Origin of the sequence: Burkholderia sp. JKS000303 (assembly GCF_002563755.1) — a bacterium.
GTDB classification, from domain to species: Bacteria; Pseudomonadota; Gammaproteobacteria; order Burkholderiales; family Burkholderiaceae; genus Burkholderia; species Burkholderia anthina_B.
Window position 1 is genome coordinate 3,369,324 of the sequence record NZ_PDBZ01000001.1, and the last position, 18,285, is coordinate 3,387,608.

Annotated in this window: 17 protein-coding genes and 1 pseudogene; 12 read left to right on the top strand and 6 right to left on the bottom strand. The window is 66.2% G+C overall.

The features are described from left to right. Positions 1–451 precede the first annotated feature (451 nt). Positions 452–829: a YXWGXW repeat-containing protein gene (locus BX604_RS16120; protein WP_098551672.1), complete on the bottom strand. Its 378-nt coding sequence runs from the start codon at positions 827–829 to the stop codon at positions 452–454. A 622-nt stretch (positions 830–1,451) separates the two neighbouring features. Here BX604_RS16120 and BX604_RS16125 point away from each other — a divergent pair. Beyond that, the gene (locus BX604_RS16125; RefSeq protein ID WP_098551673.1) at positions 1,452–2,564 is read left to right on the top strand and encodes a porin; all 1,113 of its coding nucleotides are present in this window, start codon (positions 1,452–1,454) and stop codon (positions 2,562–2,564) included. 200 nt (positions 2,565–2,764) lie between these two features. Here BX604_RS16125 and BX604_RS16130 read toward each other — a convergent pair whose 3' ends face one another. Next, entirely contained in the window at positions 2,765–3,163 is a 399-nt protein-coding gene (locus BX604_RS16130) for a GreA/GreB family elongation factor (protein WP_098551674.1), read from the bottom strand. Positions 3,164–3,677: 514 nt separating this feature from the next. Here BX604_RS16130 and BX604_RS16135 point away from each other — a divergent pair. After that, positions 3,678–4,007, top strand: a complete 330-nt coding sequence (locus BX604_RS16135) for a DUF4148 domain-containing protein (RefSeq protein WP_098551675.1) — start codon at positions 3,678–3,680, stop codon at positions 4,005–4,007. Between the two features lie 153 nt (positions 4,008–4,160). Here BX604_RS16135 and BX604_RS16140 read toward each other — a convergent pair whose 3' ends face one another. After that, a complete protein-coding gene (locus BX604_RS16140; protein ID WP_098551676.1) occupies positions 4,161–4,622 on the bottom strand; it encodes a CBS domain-containing protein in 462 nt (153 codons plus the stop codon). A 176-nt stretch (positions 4,623–4,798) separates the two neighbouring features. Here BX604_RS16140 and ribA point away from each other — a divergent pair, with 176 nt between their 5' ends. Then, the gene (ribA, locus tag BX604_RS16145; RefSeq protein WP_098551677.1) at positions 4,799–5,449 is read left to right on the top strand and encodes a GTP cyclohydrolase II; all 651 of its coding nucleotides are present in this window, start codon (positions 4,799–4,801) and stop codon (positions 5,447–5,449) included. A 112-nt stretch (positions 5,450–5,561) separates the two neighbouring features. Here the strand turns inward: ribA and BX604_RS16150 are convergent. From BX604_RS16150 to BX604_RS16160, 3 genes and pseudogenes are all read right to left on the bottom strand, one after another. After that, positions 5,562–5,829: pseudogene (locus BX604_RS16150) on the bottom strand (IS3-like element ISBvi4 family transposase); the annotation flags it as partial. 60 nt (positions 5,830–5,889) lie between these two features. Beyond that, complete coding sequence (locus BX604_RS16155) at positions 5,890–7,173, bottom strand: EAL domain-containing response regulator (protein ID WP_098551678.1); 1,284 nt, start codon at positions 7,171–7,173, stop codon at positions 5,890–5,892. Continuing rightward, positions 7,170–9,896: an ATP-binding protein gene (locus tag BX604_RS16160; RefSeq protein ID WP_098551679.1), complete on the bottom strand. Its 2,727-nt coding sequence runs from the start codon at positions 9,894–9,896 to the stop codon at positions 7,170–7,172. The genes BX604_RS16155 and BX604_RS16160 overlap by 4 nt, the downstream gene beginning before the upstream one ends. A gap of 243 nt (positions 9,897–10,139) precedes the next feature. Here BX604_RS16160 and BX604_RS39620 point away from each other — a divergent pair, with 243 nt between their 5' ends. The 9 genes from BX604_RS39620 to BX604_RS16205 all read left to right on the top strand — a co-directional run bounded on the left by BX604_RS39620 (position 10,140) and on the right by BX604_RS16205 (position 18,049). Further along, on the top strand, positions 10,140–11,288 hold the full coding sequence (locus BX604_RS39620) for a helix-turn-helix transcriptional regulator (RefSeq protein WP_143748047.1): 1,149 nt from the start codon (positions 10,140–10,142) through the stop codon (positions 11,286–11,288). Between the two features lie 307 nt (positions 11,289–11,595). Next, entirely contained in the window at positions 11,596–12,108 is a 513-nt protein-coding gene (locus tag BX604_RS16170) for an AmiS/UreI family transporter (RefSeq protein ID WP_098551681.1), read from the top strand. 91 nt (positions 12,109–12,199) lie between these two features. Further along, positions 12,200–13,432, top strand: a complete 1,233-nt coding sequence (gene fmdA / locus BX604_RS16175) for a formamidase (RefSeq protein WP_098551682.1) — start codon at positions 12,200–12,202, stop codon at positions 13,430–13,432. A 56-nt stretch (positions 13,433–13,488) separates the two neighbouring features. After that, entirely contained in the window at positions 13,489–13,809 is a 321-nt protein-coding gene (locus BX604_RS16180; RefSeq protein ID WP_098552908.1) for a zinc ribbon domain-containing protein, read from the top strand. 546 nt (positions 13,810–14,355) lie between these two features. Beyond that, positions 14,356–14,817, top strand: coding sequence for a type II secretion system minor pseudopilin GspI (gene gspI / locus BX604_RS16185; protein WP_373562418.1), 462 nt, complete (start codon positions 14,356–14,358; stop codon positions 14,815–14,817). Further along, positions 14,801–15,463 (top strand): PulJ/GspJ family protein, encoded by a 663-nt coding sequence (locus BX604_RS16190; protein WP_098551684.1) that lies wholly within the window; start codon positions 14,801–14,803, stop codon positions 15,461–15,463. The genes gspI and BX604_RS16190 overlap by 17 nt, the downstream gene beginning before the upstream one ends. A 499-nt stretch (positions 15,464–15,962) precedes the next feature. Next, positions 15,963–16,508, top strand: a complete 546-nt coding sequence (locus tag BX604_RS16195) for an STN domain-containing protein (RefSeq protein ID WP_179894816.1) — start codon at positions 15,963–15,965, stop codon at positions 16,506–16,508. Between the two features lie 3 nt (positions 16,509–16,511). Then, a complete protein-coding gene (locus tag BX604_RS16200) occupies positions 16,512–17,060 on the top strand; it encodes an RNA polymerase sigma factor (protein ID WP_098551685.1) in 549 nt (182 codons plus the stop codon). 11 nt (positions 17,061–17,071) lie between these two features. Next, positions 17,072–18,049, top strand: coding sequence for a FecR family protein (locus tag BX604_RS16205; RefSeq protein WP_244109070.1), 978 nt, complete (start codon positions 17,072–17,074; stop codon positions 18,047–18,049). The last annotated feature ends 236 nt before the right edge of the window (positions 18,050–18,285 follow it).

The window sequence follows — 18,285 nt, forward strand, 5'->3', positions numbered from 1 at the left end:
CGGCGAAACGGATGGGCTGCGCGTGTGCTATTGCGAAGGCGTGCGTACGCGCTGGCGAACCGAGCGGCGGCCAAGGTGTTGGTTCGCCGCGATCGTGGCGGGACCAGAATGGCATCCGCCGGATCGTTCACGTGGTGAGCGGGCTGCCTGCGATGCATTGATTGCGACGCGCGTTGAGGCGGTGCTTTCGTGTCGCGGTGCGATGGGGAGAGGGCGGAGTGGCTCGTGAGTGTCGATCGTTTCGTATCGACGTGGCCGGGATGTCACGGAAGCCCGATACAAGCGTGGCGCAGCCGGACGTCCGATCCATCGCTGTTCTGGTTCGGATCGGCGCTCGTGCGCTCAGGTGATATCGACCGATACCGGCGCCGGGCATGATCGTTCAGCAGCCGAACGGCGCGGAACCGGCCGCCGTCCGACTGCGCAGGGCCATCGCCGACGCGTCTGCTGCCTATCGCCACGCGCCGTCGACATAGATCCACACCTGGCCCTGGCGCCGCCAGTAGCCGGGGACCCACCGATGCCCAGGGCGACGGGCGACCCACCGACCGGACACCCATATATAGCGGCCGCGCTGCCAGCTCCAGTAGCCGTCGGTCCACATGTAGCCGTGCGACCTCGGCGGCGGCGGGCGGCGGTCGTGTCGCGGCGCGGGCGGCGCAAAGCCAGGCCGATTCGGATAAGGCGGCTTGCCGGGCCCGTGGTTCGGACCCGGCGGCCGGTATCTCGGCGGCGGCGCGGGCTGAGCCGAGGCGGTACGCAACCAGCCGCCGGTACCGACGAGGGCGGCGGTCAGTCCGATGGCGCGCAACAGTGAGCGTCGATTCATGGCGGGTCCTCTCCTGTAATAGGGTCTGCCTTACATTAACCTGCCAGTTCCGCGGCCGCGTTACGGCGGGCGTTAAGGCTGTTACTGCATGTCACGACGGTGACCACCGCCTCTGCTGCCTTTTTGCGGCCAGCGTCCCGCTGCAGGCGCCTGTGCAGGCGAATGGCGGCTGCAGCAGCGGCGTCCCCCTTCGTTTACTGTTGTTTACCAATTGGGCGTTGCATTTTTAGTCGGTCAAACCCGAGATTCGCGATGAAATTGGGTAAAAATTGCCGATTTCGTGGTGACGCCCCGTTCTGCTTGTTGTTTCTATGCAACCGTCAAGCTGGTGACATGAAAGAATGGTGGGATGGAGGCCTCCAAAAAGCACGCGTCAAGAAGCCAAAAAAATAAGCTAAAACAAATACTTATAACGCGTCCCCATTTCTATTATTTCTAGTTCTGGAAAAGCTTATTTCTTTATTTGCGGATCGCTCCCCTAGGGTACACCCCTAAACTCACGGTTCCCAAACGGGCAACTATCCGGGCGCAGCCAGCAGTACCGATGGCGTTTCCGGACGGTTGCAGACCGTTTATGAACAAGGTCGCGAGACCTGCCTCTTTTTAGAAGGGAGCTCCACGAATGAACAAGACTCTGATCGTTGCAGCAGCTGCAGCATCGTTCGCTACCGTCGCTCACGCGCAAAGCAGCGTCACGCTGTACGGCGTGCTGGACGCAGGCATCACCTACCAAAGCAACGTCCAGAACGCAGCCGGCCAAGGCAAGTCGCTGTGGTCGATGGGTTCGGGCATTGACCAGAGCCGCTTCGGCCTGCGTGGTTCGGAAGACCTCGGTGGCGGCCTGAAGGCAATCTTCACGTTGGAAAGCGGCTTCGGTATCGGTAACGGCAAGTTCGCGAACGGTGGCAACAACACCATTTTCAACCGTCAAGCATTTGTCGGTCTGTCGAGCCAGTACGGCACGGTTACGCTGGGCAAGCAGTATGACTCCGTTCAAGACTACCTGGCTCCGCTGACCGCAACGGGTTCGTGGGGTGGTACGTACTTCGCTCACGTCGGCAACAACGACAACCTGAGCACGAACGGCGGCTACTCGAACAACAACTCGATCAAGTTCACGAGCGCTAACTACGCTGGCCTGCAATTCGGCGGCACGTACTCGTTCTCGAACGACACGAACTTCGGCAACAACCGTGCATACAGCGGCGGCGTGGCTTACCAGTTCCAAGGCCTGAAGCTGGCAGCAGCTTACTCGCAAGCGAACAACCCGAACGCAACGTCGTCGGGCGCAGTTGTGTCGAACAACGCACTGTTCAACGGCCAAGGCCGCCTGCGCACGTACGGCGCGGCAGCTGCATACGCATTCGGCCCGGCGCAAGTTGGCGCAGCATGGACGCAATCGCGTGTTGACAACCAAGCTGACGGCGGCGGCACGTTCCACGCTGACAACTACGAAGTCAACGCAAAGTACAACCTGACGCCGGCTCTCGGCCTGGGTGCTGCTTACACGTACACGAACGCGAAGGTTGACGGCAGCAGCGCGCACTGGAACCAGTTCGGTCTGCAAGCTGACTACGCTCTGTCGAAGCGCACGGACGTGTACGCACAAGCTGTGTACCAACGCGCATCGAAGAACGCAGGCGGCGCGTCGATCTACAACGGCGACCCGACGACGGCAGCAAGCTCGTCGATCAACCAAACCGCAGCAACGGTTGGTCTGCGTCACCGTTTCTAAGCGTGACGGCTGGGTAACCAGCTTCGCAGCATCAAAAAAGGCGCCTTCGGGCGCCTTTTTTTCATCCATCGACGGCTGAAGCGGCTGGAGCGATGGCGGTGCCGGCGATGCATGGCGTCCGGACGCAAAAAAGCGAGGCCTCGTGCCTCGCTTTTTTCGTTTTGCGCCGCGACAGGGCGCGCGCTGGCCGGCCGGCGGCTTTAGCGCGTGTATTCGCCGTTGGCTTCCGGCTGGAACACGATGGCGGAGACCTTCATCAGCTTCTCGGCACCGCTCGGCTGCATGACTTTGACGAGCTGGCCGCGCTGCGTACCCAGCAATGCCATCCCGACCGGCGAGAACACGTTCAGGCGCCCCAGTTCGAGATTGGCGGCATCGGGATAAACAATCGTCCACGTGGCCTGTTCCTGCGACGCTTCGTCGAGCAGCGTGATCTGCGAGTTCATCGTGACGACGTTGGCCTTCACGGCGTCGGGCTGGACGATGTCGGCGCGCTCGAGCAGGGTGTCGAGCATCGTCTGGAATCGGGGATTGCTTTCGGCGTGCTTCTCGAGGCGGGCGACGTCGAGTTCGGTCAACTGGTAAAGGCGTTGTTTCATGGAGGTTCTCCAAATGATCGGCATGGGGCAGGCGTGGCGTGCCTATGAGGATCGCCCGGAGCCCGTCTGACGTGGCTCCGGGGAGGAGACCAGTCCGTCAGATCAGGCGCCGGGCAGCGGCGAGCGGCGCCTGGGCCGTACGTCGAGCGCAGGGGTGCGCCGGATGGCCGACGCGCGCACGCACGCCGGCCGGACCGGACGGCGAAACGAAAAGGGGCGTGAGCGCGTACATGACGGATCGAATATCGGCGGGTGAATAAAACCTTACGATTCTACAACATAACCTTCCGGGACGGTGATTCAGGTGTCGGCCTTTCGTCAGGCATTGTTGTGGAAATGGTTTAAGTGATAGCGATCTCATAGGCGAACAGCCGCCAATATTTGCCAAAAATGCAACGCTGTATGTCCAAACCAAGGGTTTCCCCTTGGTATCGCGAGCACTACACTTCTTCCATCGCTTCAGACAGTTCTGCCGGAAGCGACGTCAAAAGAGAACATATTTCGGAGGTCCACCATGAAGTCGATCATCTATGCAGCGATCGCTGCATCCGTCCTTGCCGCCCCGATTGCATCGTTCGCACAGTCCGACCAGGGCTTGACTCGCGCACAGGTCCGGGCCGACCTCGTGCAGCTCGAACAGAACGGCTACAAGCCGCTTGCGAGCGATTCGCAATATCCGCAGAACGTCCAGGCCGCAGAACAACGCATCCAGCCGAACCAGCCGATGCTCGCGCAAGCCGATACGAGTGGCTACGGTTCGGTGCCGACCGCCGCCGGCCAGTCGGGCCGCCGCATGATGCGCGAAGCGCCGAACCCCGTGAATTCGGTCTACTTCGGCAACTGATCACCCCGGGGTCTGCCCGAGCACAGCACATGACCGACGGGACGCGCGCCATTTGCGCGCGTCCGCGTCAGCAGAGCAGAACCTCCGTCGCCGCATTCCGGCGGCTTTCCCGCCCAGACGCTCGCGCGTTTGGGCCTTTTTTGCTGGGGCGGGTCAGGCGGACGTGACCGTGGGCGTGCCGTGGATGTAGTGTTCGAGCTGGCTGATCGTGAACTGCTGGTCGGCAATCACGCTCTTCACGAGGTCGCCGATCGAGATCAGGCCGATCAGCTTGCCGCCGTCGAGGACGGGCAGGTGGCGCATCCGGTGCTCGGTCATCAGCGCCATGCACTCGTCGGTGGATTGTGCCGGTTCGACGTAGCGCACCTTGGTCGTCATGATTTCGTCGACGCGGGTGGCCTTCGACGAACGATCCTGCAGCACGACCTTGCGCGCGTAGTCTCGTTCGGTAACGATGCCCGCGATGTCGTCGCCGTCCATGACCAGCAATGCGCCGATGCCTTTTTCCGCCATCAGCTTGATGGCGTCGTAGACGAAATCGGCTTTCGTGACGGTATAGATCGTGCGGCCCGAATCAGGCTTGGCTTTGAGAATCTGCGCGACAGTCGTGCTCATTTGCTTTCTCCGTGTGCAGAACGATGCAGGGAAGGCAGGGCGTGATGCGCGTCACCCGACGAGGCCAGTATAGCCGGGCCTGCGGCGGCAGTCGCGTGACGTTTCCAGATTAGCGGTAAACTCCGGTCACGCACTATCCACACAACTCCTATATTCCTGATCGTTCGATTGAATTCATGATGTCTTCGCGTCCCCAATCGCCCACGCCGGGCACTGGCCAGGTCGACGAGTGCGTGACGCTCGTCGCCACCGCGTCGCTGCCCACGCGCTACGGTACGTTCACGTCATACGCTTTCCGCGTATCGGGCAGCGATGCCGAACACCTCGCGCTCGTGATGGGCGACGTCACCGGCGAGCAGTCCGTGCTGACGCGGCTGCATTCCGAGTGCCTGACCGGCGACGTGTTCGGCTCCTACCGCTGCGATTGCGGCGAGCAACTCGATCTCGCGCTGCGCTACATCGCCGCGGAAGACCGTGGCGTGCTGCTGTATCTGCGCGGCCACGAAGGGCGCGGCATCGGCCTGAGCAACAAGATTCGCGCGTATGCGCTGCAGGAGCAGGGGCGCGACACCGTCGAGGCCAATCTCGATCTCGGCCTGCCCGACGATGCGCGTGAATACGACTCCGCCGCCGCGATCCTGCGGATCCTTGGCGTGACGTCGGTGCGACTGATGAGCAACAATCCGAAGAAGTTCGACACGCTGGCGAAGCACGGCATTCCCGTGTGCGAACGCGTGGCGCTTGCGGTGCCGATGCGCGAGGAAAACGAGCGCTATATCCGGACCAAGCAGGTCAAGTTCGGCCACTACTTCGAAGAAAACGAATAATTCTGGCTGGGGACGCAGCGAGGCGAGTGTTGGCCTCGCGTGGCACTCAATGGCATCCAGCCCGTGCTCAGGGCAGGTATCCGCCGGAACCACTTGCCGGCTCGGCCGGGCTTCGGCTCAGGCGCTCGGGCCTGAAACGCTCCCGGGTTCGCCGATGCGCCGCGAGCCCCTCCGCTTCCGGGCGAGGTTCCTGCTGCGTTCTTTCAGACGGCGTGCGCTTGCGCCACGCATCGTAGCCGCTTACCGATACGCCCTGTATGCGGCACATCGGCGTGGATGGTCCTGCCGCATGGGTTCAACCGCGCCGTACTTCACCGCGACGCCTTCGCGAAGGGTGTCGCGAACGCTTTTAGCGGATCGCGCGCCATTTTGACTTCGGCCTCCATTGCCCTGCGAGCGATTTCGGGCGTTTGCATGCGCGTTTCATACGGATACCGGGCCTAGCCCGCAGGCAACATCTGCCGCCAGTTCTCCGCGTCCCAGCGCGCGCCGGTCAGGTCGCCCTGACAAAGGTCGCAGCCCTCCCATTTGAAGAATTGCAGGTCCGCCGCCCGCGTGACGCCGCTGGCGAGCACCTGCACGCCGAGCGTGTGTCCGAGCGCGATCACCGCGCGCGCAATGGCCGCGCGTTCCGCATCGTCGGCCACTTCGCACGCATCGCTGGCCGCAATCTGCAACCGGTCCGGCAGCAGCCGGCGCAGATGCGCGAGCGAGATCGGGCCGTTGCCGATGTCGTTCAGCGTGATCGACACGCCGAGTTCCCGCAACTGCGCACAGGCGTCGCGTGCGGCTTCGGCGCTGTCGAAGACGGACGGCAGGTTCCCCGGCAGCTGGATGTCGAGCGCGCTGCCCGGCAGGCCGGCGTCGGCCAGCGCGTCGCGCACGAGGCTCGCGAGATGCTGAAACGTATCGGCGTCGTTGCCGGCCGCGGCGAGCAGCAGCGGCACGCTGATCCGCAGCGGCCGGCCGGCCGCGTCATGCCCGGGCGCGCGGTGGCCGCGCTCGGCATGCCACGCGTTCGCCAGTGCGCACGCATCGCGCAGCAGCGCCGCGTTGACGGCCGAGATCCGCGCCGCGTCGCGGATCCGGCCGGAGAGGGCCGCGTGCGCCATCCAGCCGTCGGCGACCGGCCATTCCGGCAGCAACGCAACGGACGCCGGCGTGCCGTCGGCCAGCTCGAACTGGCACTGGGCGAGCAGGCGGTAGCGGGTTGCTTCCAGCGCACGGGCGATGGCGGCGGCGTCATCGTCCGCGATGTCGGCGCCGTCCTGCGGCGCATGCCGTTGCTGGAGCGTCTTCAGGTACTGGTAGCTGCGCAGCCCGGCAATCACCACCGAGAGCAGTTTCTGCGCGGTGAGCTCGGTCTTGACGAAATAGCCGTTGATCTCATAGTCGGTCACGACCTGCGCCTCCGGCGCCATGCCGGGGTGACCGGTGCGCAACACGATCTGCACGTCGGTGTTGCGCAGCTGCTGGCGGATGTGCTGCACGACGTCCAGCCCGGCATGGTCCGTCTCCATCACGACATCCAGCAGCATCAGCGCCGTGTCGGGGTGGGCCGCGAGGTGGGCGATGCATTGCTCGCCCGAGTACGCGCTGTGGAAGATCACCGGGCGGCCGGAAAACGTCAGGTCGCGCAGCACGAGGCGGGTGACTTCGTGCACGGTGGGTTCGTCGTCGACCAGCAGGACCTGCCACGGGAGCATCGATGCGTCTGCGTTCATGAGGGATTTCCGGAGGGAACAACGGGAATGGTGGCCTTGGCCGACGGCGTGACGCGCGGTACCCGCACCAGAAAGGTGACGCCACCGCCGGCCCGGTCTTCCACCGAAATGGTGCCGCACAGCCGCTGCGTGATCAGGTTGTAGACGAGGTGTAACCCCAGGCCGCTGCCGCCCTGGCCACGGCGCGACGTAAAGAACGGCTCGAAGATCTTCCCGTGCAGCGCACGCGGAATGCCGCAGCCGTCGTCGCCGTGGCGGATCACGATCTCGTCGTTGTTCGCCTGCCCCGCGCTGATGCTGATGGTGCCGGTGCGGCCGCCGGCGAAGCCGTGCTGCAGCGAATTCATCACGAGATTGGTGGCGATCTGCGCGATCGGGCCGGGATAGCTGTCCATCACGATGCCGGGCGGGCAATCGACCTGCAGCGACACGCGGGTATCGCGCAGCGTCGGCTCGAGGCTCAGCAGCGTATTGCGCAGGTAGTCGCCGAGGTCGAAGCTGCGCCGCTTTTCGCTGGTCTGGTCGACGGCCACCTGCTTGAAGCTCTGTACGAGCTGCGCCGCGCGGTTCGCGTTGGCCAGCATCAGCTTGGCCGATTGAGCGGCGTCGGCCAGGTAGCGTTCCAGCTCGGCGGGATTCAACGCGCCGCGCGCGTGCAGCGCCGACGTCGCGTCGGTGCGGTCCTGCAGATAGGACGCTGCGCTGACGACGATGCCGACCGGCGTATTGATCTCGTGTGCGACGCCGGCGACCAGTCCGCCCAGCGACGCCATCTTCTCGGACTCGACCAGCGTCTTGCGCGCGGATTCGAGATGGCGCAGCGACTCGACCAGCTCCGCGCGCGCGAGTTCGCGGCTTTCGTGCGTGAGGACGATCCACCACGCGCCGAACGCGAGCAGCGGCAGCATGGCCGCGTAGGTGCGCAGCAGCAGATTGCCGAAACCCGGACCCGGCGGCGCGGCGCCGACGGACATCAGACGCCACGCCAGCAGAAAGAGGGCGCCCATCGCGGCGGCCGCGATCAGCAGCAGACCGAGGAAGCGGGCGAGGCGCCCGGTGAAGCTCGGCGCGAGCACCCGGGCCAGTTCGCCGTGGCTCGCCGGCGCGTGCGCGTCGAGCGCGTCCGGGCGCTTGCACGCGTCGTGGCAGTGGTTGTCGAGCCCGCAGCACAGCGAACAGATCGGGCCCTGGTAGAACGGGCAGTGCGCCATGTCCGGCGCTTCGTAGTCGCGCTCGCACACGCAGCAGCGGATCGTGTCGTCCGCGTCGTGCTCGCGGTAATGGGTATTGTCGCGCGCGATGTAATAGCGCCCGCCGGTGACGAACGCGATCGCGATGGCGCTGACGAACGACGCAAAGAGCGAGATGAATGCCGAATAGGCCTCTGCGAGCGGGCCGAACAGCCCCGCATAGGCGCCGACGCCGGCCAGCGACGCGATCAGCATCGCGCCGCAGCCGACCGGATTGAAGGCGTATAGGTAGGCCCGGCGGAATTCGACGTGGCGCGGGCTGATGCCGAGCGGCTTGAGCACCACCAGGTCGGCCGCGAGCGCGCCCAGCCACGCAATCACCAGATTCGCGTAGACGCTGAGCACCGCTTCCAGCGTGCTGAAGATGCCGAGCAGCGTCAGCAGCAGCGCGATCACGACATTGAACACCAGCCAGACCACGCGCCCCGGATGGTAGTGCGTGAGCCGCACGAACACGTTCGACCAGGCCAGCGAGCCGGCATACGCATTGGTCACGTTGATCTTGATCTGCGAGACCAGCACGAACAGCAGCGCCGCCGCCAGCACGAGCTCGTGCTGCTCGAACACCTGGCCGTACGCCCACTGGTACATATGGATCGGTTCCATCGCCTGCCCGCTGGGAACGCCGGCCTTGATGGCCAGCACGGCCAGCAGGCTGCCGGCCAGCACCTTGAGCCCGCCGATCAGGATCCACCCGGGGCCGGCGAGCAGCAGCGCGCTCCACCAGGCGACGCGGTTTTCACGCGTGCGCTCCGGCAGGAAGCGCAGATAGTCGACCTGCTCGCCAATCTGGCCGACCAGCGAAAACAGCACGCCGGTGGCCGCGCCGAAGGCGAGCAGGTCGAAGCGCGGCGAGCCGCCGTTGCGGCCGGTGAAGGCCGCCCATTGCGCAAGCACGTGCGGATCGCGGTACAGGATATAGATGAACGGCAACACCAGCAGCACGATCCACAGCGGTTGTGTCCACATCTGCAGCTTGTTGATCAGCGTGACGCCGAAGAACACCAGCGGCACGATCACCAGCGAGCAGATCAGATAGCCGAGCGTGAGGTTGAGCCCGGTGGCCAGTGCGAGCGCTTGAGCGAGGATCGCCGATTCGAGCGCGAAGAAGATGAACGTGAACGACGCGTAGATCAGCGACGTGACGGTCGAGCCGACGTAGCCGAAGCCGGCGCCGCGCGTGAGCAGGTCGATGTCGACGTTGGACACGCTCGCGTAGTAAGCCACCGGCACGCCGATCAGGAAGATCAGCAGGCAGACCAGCACGATCGCCGGAAAAGCGTTCTGGAACCCGAAGCTCAGCGTGACGCTGGCGCCGATGGCTTCCAGTGCGAGGAACGACGCGCCGCCCAGCGCGGTGTTGGCCAGCGTGAACGGCGTCCAGCGGCGATACGAGCGCGCCGCATAGCGCAGTGCGTAGTCTTCCAGTGTCTCGTTCGCGACCCAGGATTGATATTCTCGTTTGATGCGCATGGTGAGGGCGTCGATGCGGATTGCGCTGACTGCGGGCGCTCCGATTATTGTCGGATTCCCGATGCTGCGCAATGACGCGCGGGCGTCGGGCGCGGGCCGTGCGATCCGCGCGTGACCGCGCAGGTCTTGACTTTTATGGCCCGAGCGAAAAGACTTGCCGGCAACCATTCAGCATGCAGATCGCGCTGTTTCAGCTGCGCTGCCCGACAAACCCGCAGTAGGGGACCCAAGGAGGAGGCGCGGTTGCCAGCGCACAATGCCGATTCGCCCGGGACGGGCGAGCTGCTATACCGCATCCATGCCGCCCGCGACGAGGATGCATGGCGCGGCGTGATGGCGCAACTGCGCGAGCGCTTCGACGCCGCGTCGGCGGTGCTGGCGCAGCGTCATCTGGCCCGTGGCCAGGGCGAGGTGCTGTACGGCGCGCCGGACGATCCCGCGTTCGCGCGCGTCTTCGCCGAATACGCGCCGCGCAATCCATGGTTCCTGTCCACCGACGCATGCCAGCCGCTGCATGTCAGCAGCGGCGACGAGATACTGGGCGGCCGCGAGCTGGTCGGCACCGACTACTACAAGGCCTTGTTGCACCCGCAGCGCTTGCGGCACCGGCTGTGCGGCGTGGTCGCGCGCGACGACGATGCGCTGTGCTACGTCGAGCTGTATCGCAGCGAAGGGCAACGGCGTTTCGGCGCGAAGGAAAAGAGCGAGTTTCGCGGGTTGCTCGCGCATATCGCGCTGGCGATGGAGAACCGCTGGCACCGCCGCCATGCGGCCGATCTGGAGCAGGCGCTGATGCATGTCGTCGACGGCCATGCGAATGCGACTTTCCTGGTCGAGCCGGACGGCCGCATCGCCTACAGCAACCGCAATGCGCAAGCGCTGTGCGAGCAGGACAGCGGGTTGTATCGCGATGGCCCCTATCTGGCCGCCGTGACGCCGGCCGATCAGCGCGCGCTGCGCGAGACACTCGCCGACCTGGCCCGGCAAGCGGGCGAAGGCGGCCCGCGCGCCGGACTGCCGCCCACCCAGGTGCTGTCGGTGTCGTCGCCCGGCGCGCGCCTGCCTACCACGCTGACGTTGCAGCCGGCCGGCGCGTCGCTGCGCGGCGGCGCGGAGCACGCGCGTGTGCTGCTGGTGGTCAGCGCGCGTCGCCAGCGCGCGGAGCATGCGCACCATGACTGTTCGTTCGCGCGCCAGTTCAAGCTGAGCGACGCGCAGGCGCGCGTCAGCGCGCTGATTTTCGACGGGCACTCGATTGCCACGCTCGCGCAGACGCTGCACGTGTCCGAGAACACGGTGCGCAGCCATCTGAAGCAGGTCTTCCAGAAGACCAATACGCACGGCCAGATGGAGCTGGTGCGGCTGCACGCGCAGCACTGCCCGAACGCCTGACGCTTCGTGGCGCCGGTGTCGCCGCTTGTGTCGGCGGGCGCCTTTCACCCTCGTCCTCATGGTGTCGAACGCGCGTCCGCGCGGGTTTCGCTTCGTCATTGACGACACGATGGCTCACCCAGTCGGGTGAGCCCGCCTCCCGTTGTCGGGTGATGTGCAATTCGTCGCCGGGAGGGATTCGCATCGCCGGCCAACTGCCTATAGTTGACGCGTTCCCGCTCGCCGCAGAACGAAAACAGCCATCCAGGCCGCGGCAGCCGGCGACACGACGACAACACACGAAGACAAAACATCGAAGGAGACGTCGATGCTAGGCCTGACATTGCTGTACGTGGGTGCGGTGCTGTGTCTCAACGGCCTGTGGTTGCTCGGACGGATCGGCGACCGCGAAATCTGGGTCGTCAACATCTTCTCGGGCGGCGTCACGATGCTGGTGTCGTTGCAGCTGATCTTCGGCAGCGACGCGAGCATCGCGTCGATCAAGGCGGGCGCGCTGACGCTGCTGTTCACCTTCACCTATCTGTGGGTCGCGCTGAACCGGTTCAACGGGGCCGACGGGCGTGGCCTCGGCTGGTTCAGCCTGTTCGTGTCGATCACCGTGATCCCGGTCGCGATCGAGTCGTTGCAGCGCGCGACGACCATCTGGGACGTCTGGTTCGCGTGGTGCTGGGTCGGCTGGGGCGTGCTGTGGTTCCTCTATTTCGTGCTGCTGGCGCTGCAGCGCCCGATCCTGCGGCTGACCGGCATCGCGACCGTCGTCGCCGGCATTGCGACCGGCTGGCTGCCGGGCTATCTGCTGCTCAGCGGCGCGCTCAAGTAGGTCACGCGAGTTTGCAGTCCGCCGCCGCCGGCGGCGTCGTTGAAGTTCGCCATCCCGACGATGGCCGGATCCACCAACAGGAGACAGGCATATGACCGATACCCTTATCAAGGTAGACCTGAAGCAATCGGCCTACGAGAACGAGATGGTGCACAACCGCTGGCATCCGGACATTCCGATGGCCTGCTGGGTCAACCCCGGCGACGATTTCATCCTGGAGACCTACGACTGGACCGGCGGTTTCGTGAAGAACAACGAGTCGGCCGACGACGTGCGCGACATCGACCTGTCGATCGTCCACTTCCTGTCCGGGCCGGTCGGCGTGCGTGGCGTCAAGCCCGGCGATCTGCTGGTGGTCGACCTGCTCGACATCGGTGCGAAGGCGGACAGCCAGTGGGGGTTCAACGGCTTCTTCTCGAAGAAGAACGGCGGCGGCTTCCTGACCGACCATTTCCCGCAGGCGCAGAAATCGATCTGGGATTTCCATGGCGTCTATACGTCGTCGCGCCATGTGCCCGGCGTGCAGTTCGCCGGCCTGATCCATCCGGGCCTGATCGGCTGCATGCCCGATCCCGCACTGCTTCGCAGATGGAACGAGCGCGAGCTGGGCCTGATCGAGACCGACCCGCACCGCGTGCCGCCGCTGGCCAATCCGCCGTTCGGCCCGACCGCCCACATGGGCAAGCTGCACGGCGACGCGCGCGCCAAGGCCGCCGCCGAGGGCGCGCGCACGGTGCCGCCGCGCGAGCACGGCGGCAACTGCGACATCAAGGACCTGTCGCGCGGCTCGCGGGTGTACTTCCCGGTCTATGTCGACGGCGCGGGCCTGTCGGTGGGCGATCTGCACTTCAGCCAGGGCGACGGCGAAATCACCTTCTGCGGCGCGATCGAGATGGCCGGCTGGGTGCACATGCGCGTCAACGTGATCAAGGACGGGATGGCCAAATACGGGATCCGCAATCCGATCTTCAAGCCGAGCCCGATTACGCCGAACTACAACGACTATCTGATTTTCGAAGGCATCTCGGTGGACGAGGGCGGCAAGCAGCACTATCTCGACGTCAACGTGGCCTATCGGCAGGCCTGTCTGAACGCGATCGAATACCTGACCAAGTTCGGTTATTCGCGTGCGCAGGCCTATGCGATTCTGGGCACGGCGCCGGTACAGGGGCATATCAGCGGCGTGGTGGACATTCCGAACTCGTGCGCGACGCTGTGGATACCCACGCAGATCTTCGACTTCGACATCCGGCCCGATGCGAACGGCCCGGTCGTGCATGTCAAGGGCGATGCCGACGTGCTGCTCTCTCCTGACCTGAACTGAGTGCGCCGCGCGCCGGCCCGGCCGGCGCGCCCAACCCCCGATCCGGAGCCATGCCGATGCCGATCTATGACTACGCCTGTTCGTCCTGCGGCGACTTCACTTCCGTGCGGCGCATCGCCGAGCGCGATGCGCCGATTGCCTGTCCGGCCTGCGGCATCGCGGCGCAACGCATCGTGGCCGCCACTATGCTGGCACTGATGCCGGCGGCGCAGCGCAATGCGCATGCGGGCAACGAACGCAGCGCCCACGCGCCGACGGTGTCGCAGGGGCACCGTCACGGGCCGGGTTGCGGCTGCGGCGGCGCGCAGGCCAGGGCCGCGTCGGCCGGCGGCGCCAAATCCTTCGTCGGCAAGCGGCCCTGGATGATCAGTCACTAGTGTCGCGAGCGGGACATTCGTTGCATTGATCGGTTTCGCGCAAACCGTCGTCAGTGAGGATCACGGATCAGTACGGTCCTTCGTCAATCCGCTCCTTTCGACCGGTCCGTCGTGTCCGGCTCAAGTCCCGACGCCACCATCCGATCCGCCGCCGCGACGGCGGCGCGATCGGCCGCATGGCAGATCGACGAACGGCGGGGAGACCGGAATCCGGTAACGAACGCCGTCCCGACCGCCACACGCCCCCCGCTCAAATGGTGCGTATCTTTCGACATGCGAGTGCCACGCGCGCGGCTTAACGTGCTGACTGCACGCCGGCCGTCGGTCGGCTGCAGTGCGGGATGAGTCGGCGCGTTGAGATCCGGCGATGGCTTGCTGGGCCGAGGCGATGCCATATCGGGCCGAGCACCTGTCGACGTGCGCTGCTGACCATGCGCGTCACCGTTCGACCGAATCGCGGCAACACTGCCCAGGCGAGACCCCGATCAGGCCGGCGCGACCGGACGGCGAGACGCGGCCACGAACGGGGACTCCATGGATTCACGCGTGACGACCGAACGACAGGCATACGCCAGGCGCGACAACATCGGCCATGCCGGACGTCGCCGCGCGTGCGGCAGGCCATACGCGGTGCGATCGCCGCAACCGGGCTTCACGCTGATCGAGGTACTGGTCGCGCTGGCGATCGTGGCGATCGCGCTGGGCGCGGTGATGCGCGCGATCGGTTCGCTCGCGTCCGATACCGACGCCGCGCGCATGCGGTTGCTCGCGCTGTGGAGCGCGGACAATGCGCTCGGCGCGATACGCATCGCATCGACCTGGCCGCCGGTTGGCAGCAATACGTTCGCGTGCCCGCAGGGCGCGTACCGGTTCGTGTGCCGGCAGTCGGTGAGGGCATTGCAGAGCCCGCTGGTGCGCGAGGTCACGGTGAGCGTCTATCCGTCGGCGTCGAGCGCGACGTTGCTCGCACAAATGACCACCGTGGTGCAGGATGAAGCGCGGCACTGACGCGCGCGCACGATGGCGCGCCCGCGGCTTCACGCTGATCGAGATGCTGGTCGCGATCGCGCTGCTGGCCGTGATCGCGCTGCTGTCGTGGCGCGGTCTCGACGCGACGATCCGCGGACGCGACACGGTCGCGGCGACGCTTTCCCAGACGCGTCTGCTCGGCCGCTATTTCTCCCAACTGCAATTCGACCTGCTGAACCTGGTGACGGCCGACGAAGTATTCGGGCCGCCGCTGCGGCTGCGCCCGAACGAACTGGTGCTCGTCCGACACGTCGGGGTTGGCGGCGGGCCGACGCAGGTGCAGGTGGTGCGCTACGCGCTGAACGGCCGGGAGCTGACGCGCAGTGCGTCCGGGCCGCTCGCATCGCTGAGCGAGGTCGAGGACGCGTTGCACCACATGGATGCGTTCCCGAGCGTGGTCGTCAGTCGCGACGCGGGTGCGATGCAGCTATCGGTCTGGATCGCACCGGGCGGATGGACCACCAGCCAGGCGGCCGTCGAGCAGACCTACGCGAAGTTTCTCGCGCAGCACGGCCTCAGCAACATCGCGTCGCTCGGGATGCCGCTACCGCGCGGGATCCGGTTCGCGGTCTCGCTGGGGAAGCCGCCGGTCGACTACGTGCGCACCATGCCGATCGGTCAGTGAACGGCGTTGCCGGGCGGGGCGCCGCGGCCGATATGCGGATTTCGGCCGCCCGATACGTCTTCACTTGTACGAGCGGGTCCTGCGTGCGCGTCCGGGTACGGCTGCCGGGCGATCGCACCGGCGGGCCGGCGCGGCGGCGGGCGCCGCCGGGCGATTGCTCGGACGAACAGGCTGCATGTCATGTCCGCGTCAGGTCATCGCGATGTCATCCGGTGCTTTTACGATCGACTGATCCGTTTCGCGCGTGACGCGGGTGTCGCGTGCGGCCGGTTGATCTCATTTTCCTGTCGATCCGATGAGCCGGACCTGCGCGTCAATTGCGGTCTTGGCGGCGGCCCTTGCGTCCGTCGCGTTGCATGGCGCGGCGTGGGCCCAGGCGTCGTCGACGTCGCTCGCGGATTCCGCGGCCGGCGACGACGGCCCGGTCGCGCTCGATATTCCAGCGCAGCCGCTTGCTGCGGCGCTCAAACTTTTCAGTCAGAGAAGCAACTTGTCCGTGATGGCGCAAAGCAGCCTGCTGGATCAGCGCACGAGCACCGCGGTGCATGGCGTCTTGACGCCACGCGACGCATTGCTGCGTCTTCTCGACGGCACGGGGCTGGAAGCCCGCTTTCCGTCGTCGCGTGCAGTGGCGATCGTGCCGTCGCCGGCTGCGTCGTCCGGGCCGAATCCGGCCGGCGCGCCGCTGTCGTTCGAGATCGCGGAGTCGGCCATCGACGGCATCCATCACGGCGGCGCGGACTACGGCCCGTACGTCGCGTCGATGCAGGCGGCGCTGATCGGCGCGCTCTGCCGCTCGCCGCTGACGCGCCCCGGCGCGTACCGGCTGGCAGTGCAACTGCGCGTCGGTCCGGCGGGAGACGTGAGCGCCTTCCGCGTGGGCGGGTCGACCGGCGACGCGTCGCGCGATGCCGCGGTCGGGCGCGCGATCCGGTCCCTTGCGTTCGACGCGCCGCCGGCGGGCATGCCGCAGCCGGTGACGATTTTGCTGCGTCCGGCACAGGGCAACGTCGTGCCGGGCTGTACGTCGCAGGGCGGGGGTTAGCGGATGGCCGAAGACGCGCGAACCCGCCTGCGCACGCTGTTCGTTGCGAAGTACGCCCACCTGCGGCGCCGGCTCGAGTTCATCGTCGGCTCACGCGATGGCGCGGCCGACGCGATGCAGGAAACCTGGCTGCGGCTCGACACGATGAACGATCCGGCGCAGGTCGCCAATGCCGATGCGTATCTGCTGCGGATGGCGGCGAACGTCGCGATCGACCAGCACCGGCGCGAGCAGCGGCACCTGAGCACGGGCGACGTCGACGCGCTGTTCGAGGTCGGCGACGAACTGGCCGATCCGGACCGGATCGTGTCCGCGCGCCGCGATATCGAGGCGCTCCAGCAGGTACTCGACACGTTGCCGTCCCGTCAGCGCGCGATTCTGGTTGCCGCGCGGATCGACGGGCTGCTCAATCGCGAGATCGCCGAACGCTTCGGCATTTCCGAGAGCCTGGTCGAAAAGGAGCTACGCTCTGCATTGCGCGCGTGCCGCGACGGCCTGCGGCAGCACATGGCGCTGGAAGACGGCAGCACGCGCGGGCGGCGCAAATTCTGATGACTCAATCGATGACGAACACCGAACGTTCGCGTCAGGACGCGATCGATGAACAGGCGGAGTCGTGGCTGATCCGGCTGCGCTCCGGCGCGGCGTCGCGCGAGGATGCCGAGGCGTTCCGCCACTGGTGCGACCTCGATCCGCGCCATCGCGAAGCCGCGCAGATGCTCGGTCGACTGTGGGGCAATCTTGCACCGGCGCTGCGCGACGAGCCGGCGCCACGCCGCGCCACGGTTGCGCAGTCGCGCCCGCAGATGGGCCGGCGCCTGTTCGTCGGCGGCGCGGTGGCGGCCGCGGCCGGCTGGCTCGCATGGCGGCCGCCGCTGGCGCTGTGGCCGTCGGTTGCCGATCTCGCGGCCGACTATCGCACCAGCACGGGCGAGCAGCGTCGGCTCGCGCTCGCGCGCGATGTCGTGGTCGACCTGAACACCCGGACCCGGATCGACCTGCTGTCGTCGGCCGCGCCCGCGGCCGGGATCCGGCTGCTGGCCGGCGAGGCGGACATCCAGACGGACATCGCCGGCGCGCCGGGCGCGGCGCGGCCGTTCGACGTCGTGGCCGCCAGCGGGCGGGTGCGCGCATGGCGCGCCGGATTCAACGTGCGGCTGTCCGGCGATACCGGTTGCGTGACGTGCGTGACGGGCTCGGTCGAACTGCGGCATCCGCATGGCCGGGCGACGGTGTCGGCGGGGCAGCAGGTCATCTATGACGACCGGATGGTGCATGCGCCGTCGAATGTCGATACCGCCAGCGTCACCGCATGGCGTCGCGGCATGCTCGTGTTCGACAACGTGCCGCTGGCCGCCGTGATCGACGAAATCAACCGTTACCGGCCGGGCAAGCTCGTGCTGCGCAATCCGCGGCTGGGCGATGCGCGCGTGCAGGCGCAATTCTCGCTGCGCCGGCTCGACGATGCGATCGTGATGGTGCGCGACGTGTTTGGCGCGCATGTGACGATGCTGCCGGGAGGCATCGTGCTGCTGAGTTGATTCGGCATGCGACGCGACTCGATTGCTGTCCGCCGTCAGGTCAGTCGCGTAACCCGATGCCGCTGACCGATAAACCGGGCTCCGTGCCGCCGCACGGAGCCCGGTTTTCTTTTTTCGGGCCGTTGCGTCGAACGACGCGCGAGCGACATACGGCTTGGCAAGAATGTCCGGCATCGGCTGTCCGGCGCCGTGCGGGTTCCGACCCGGCCGCCACACCGAAATGCGATATCCGCGAA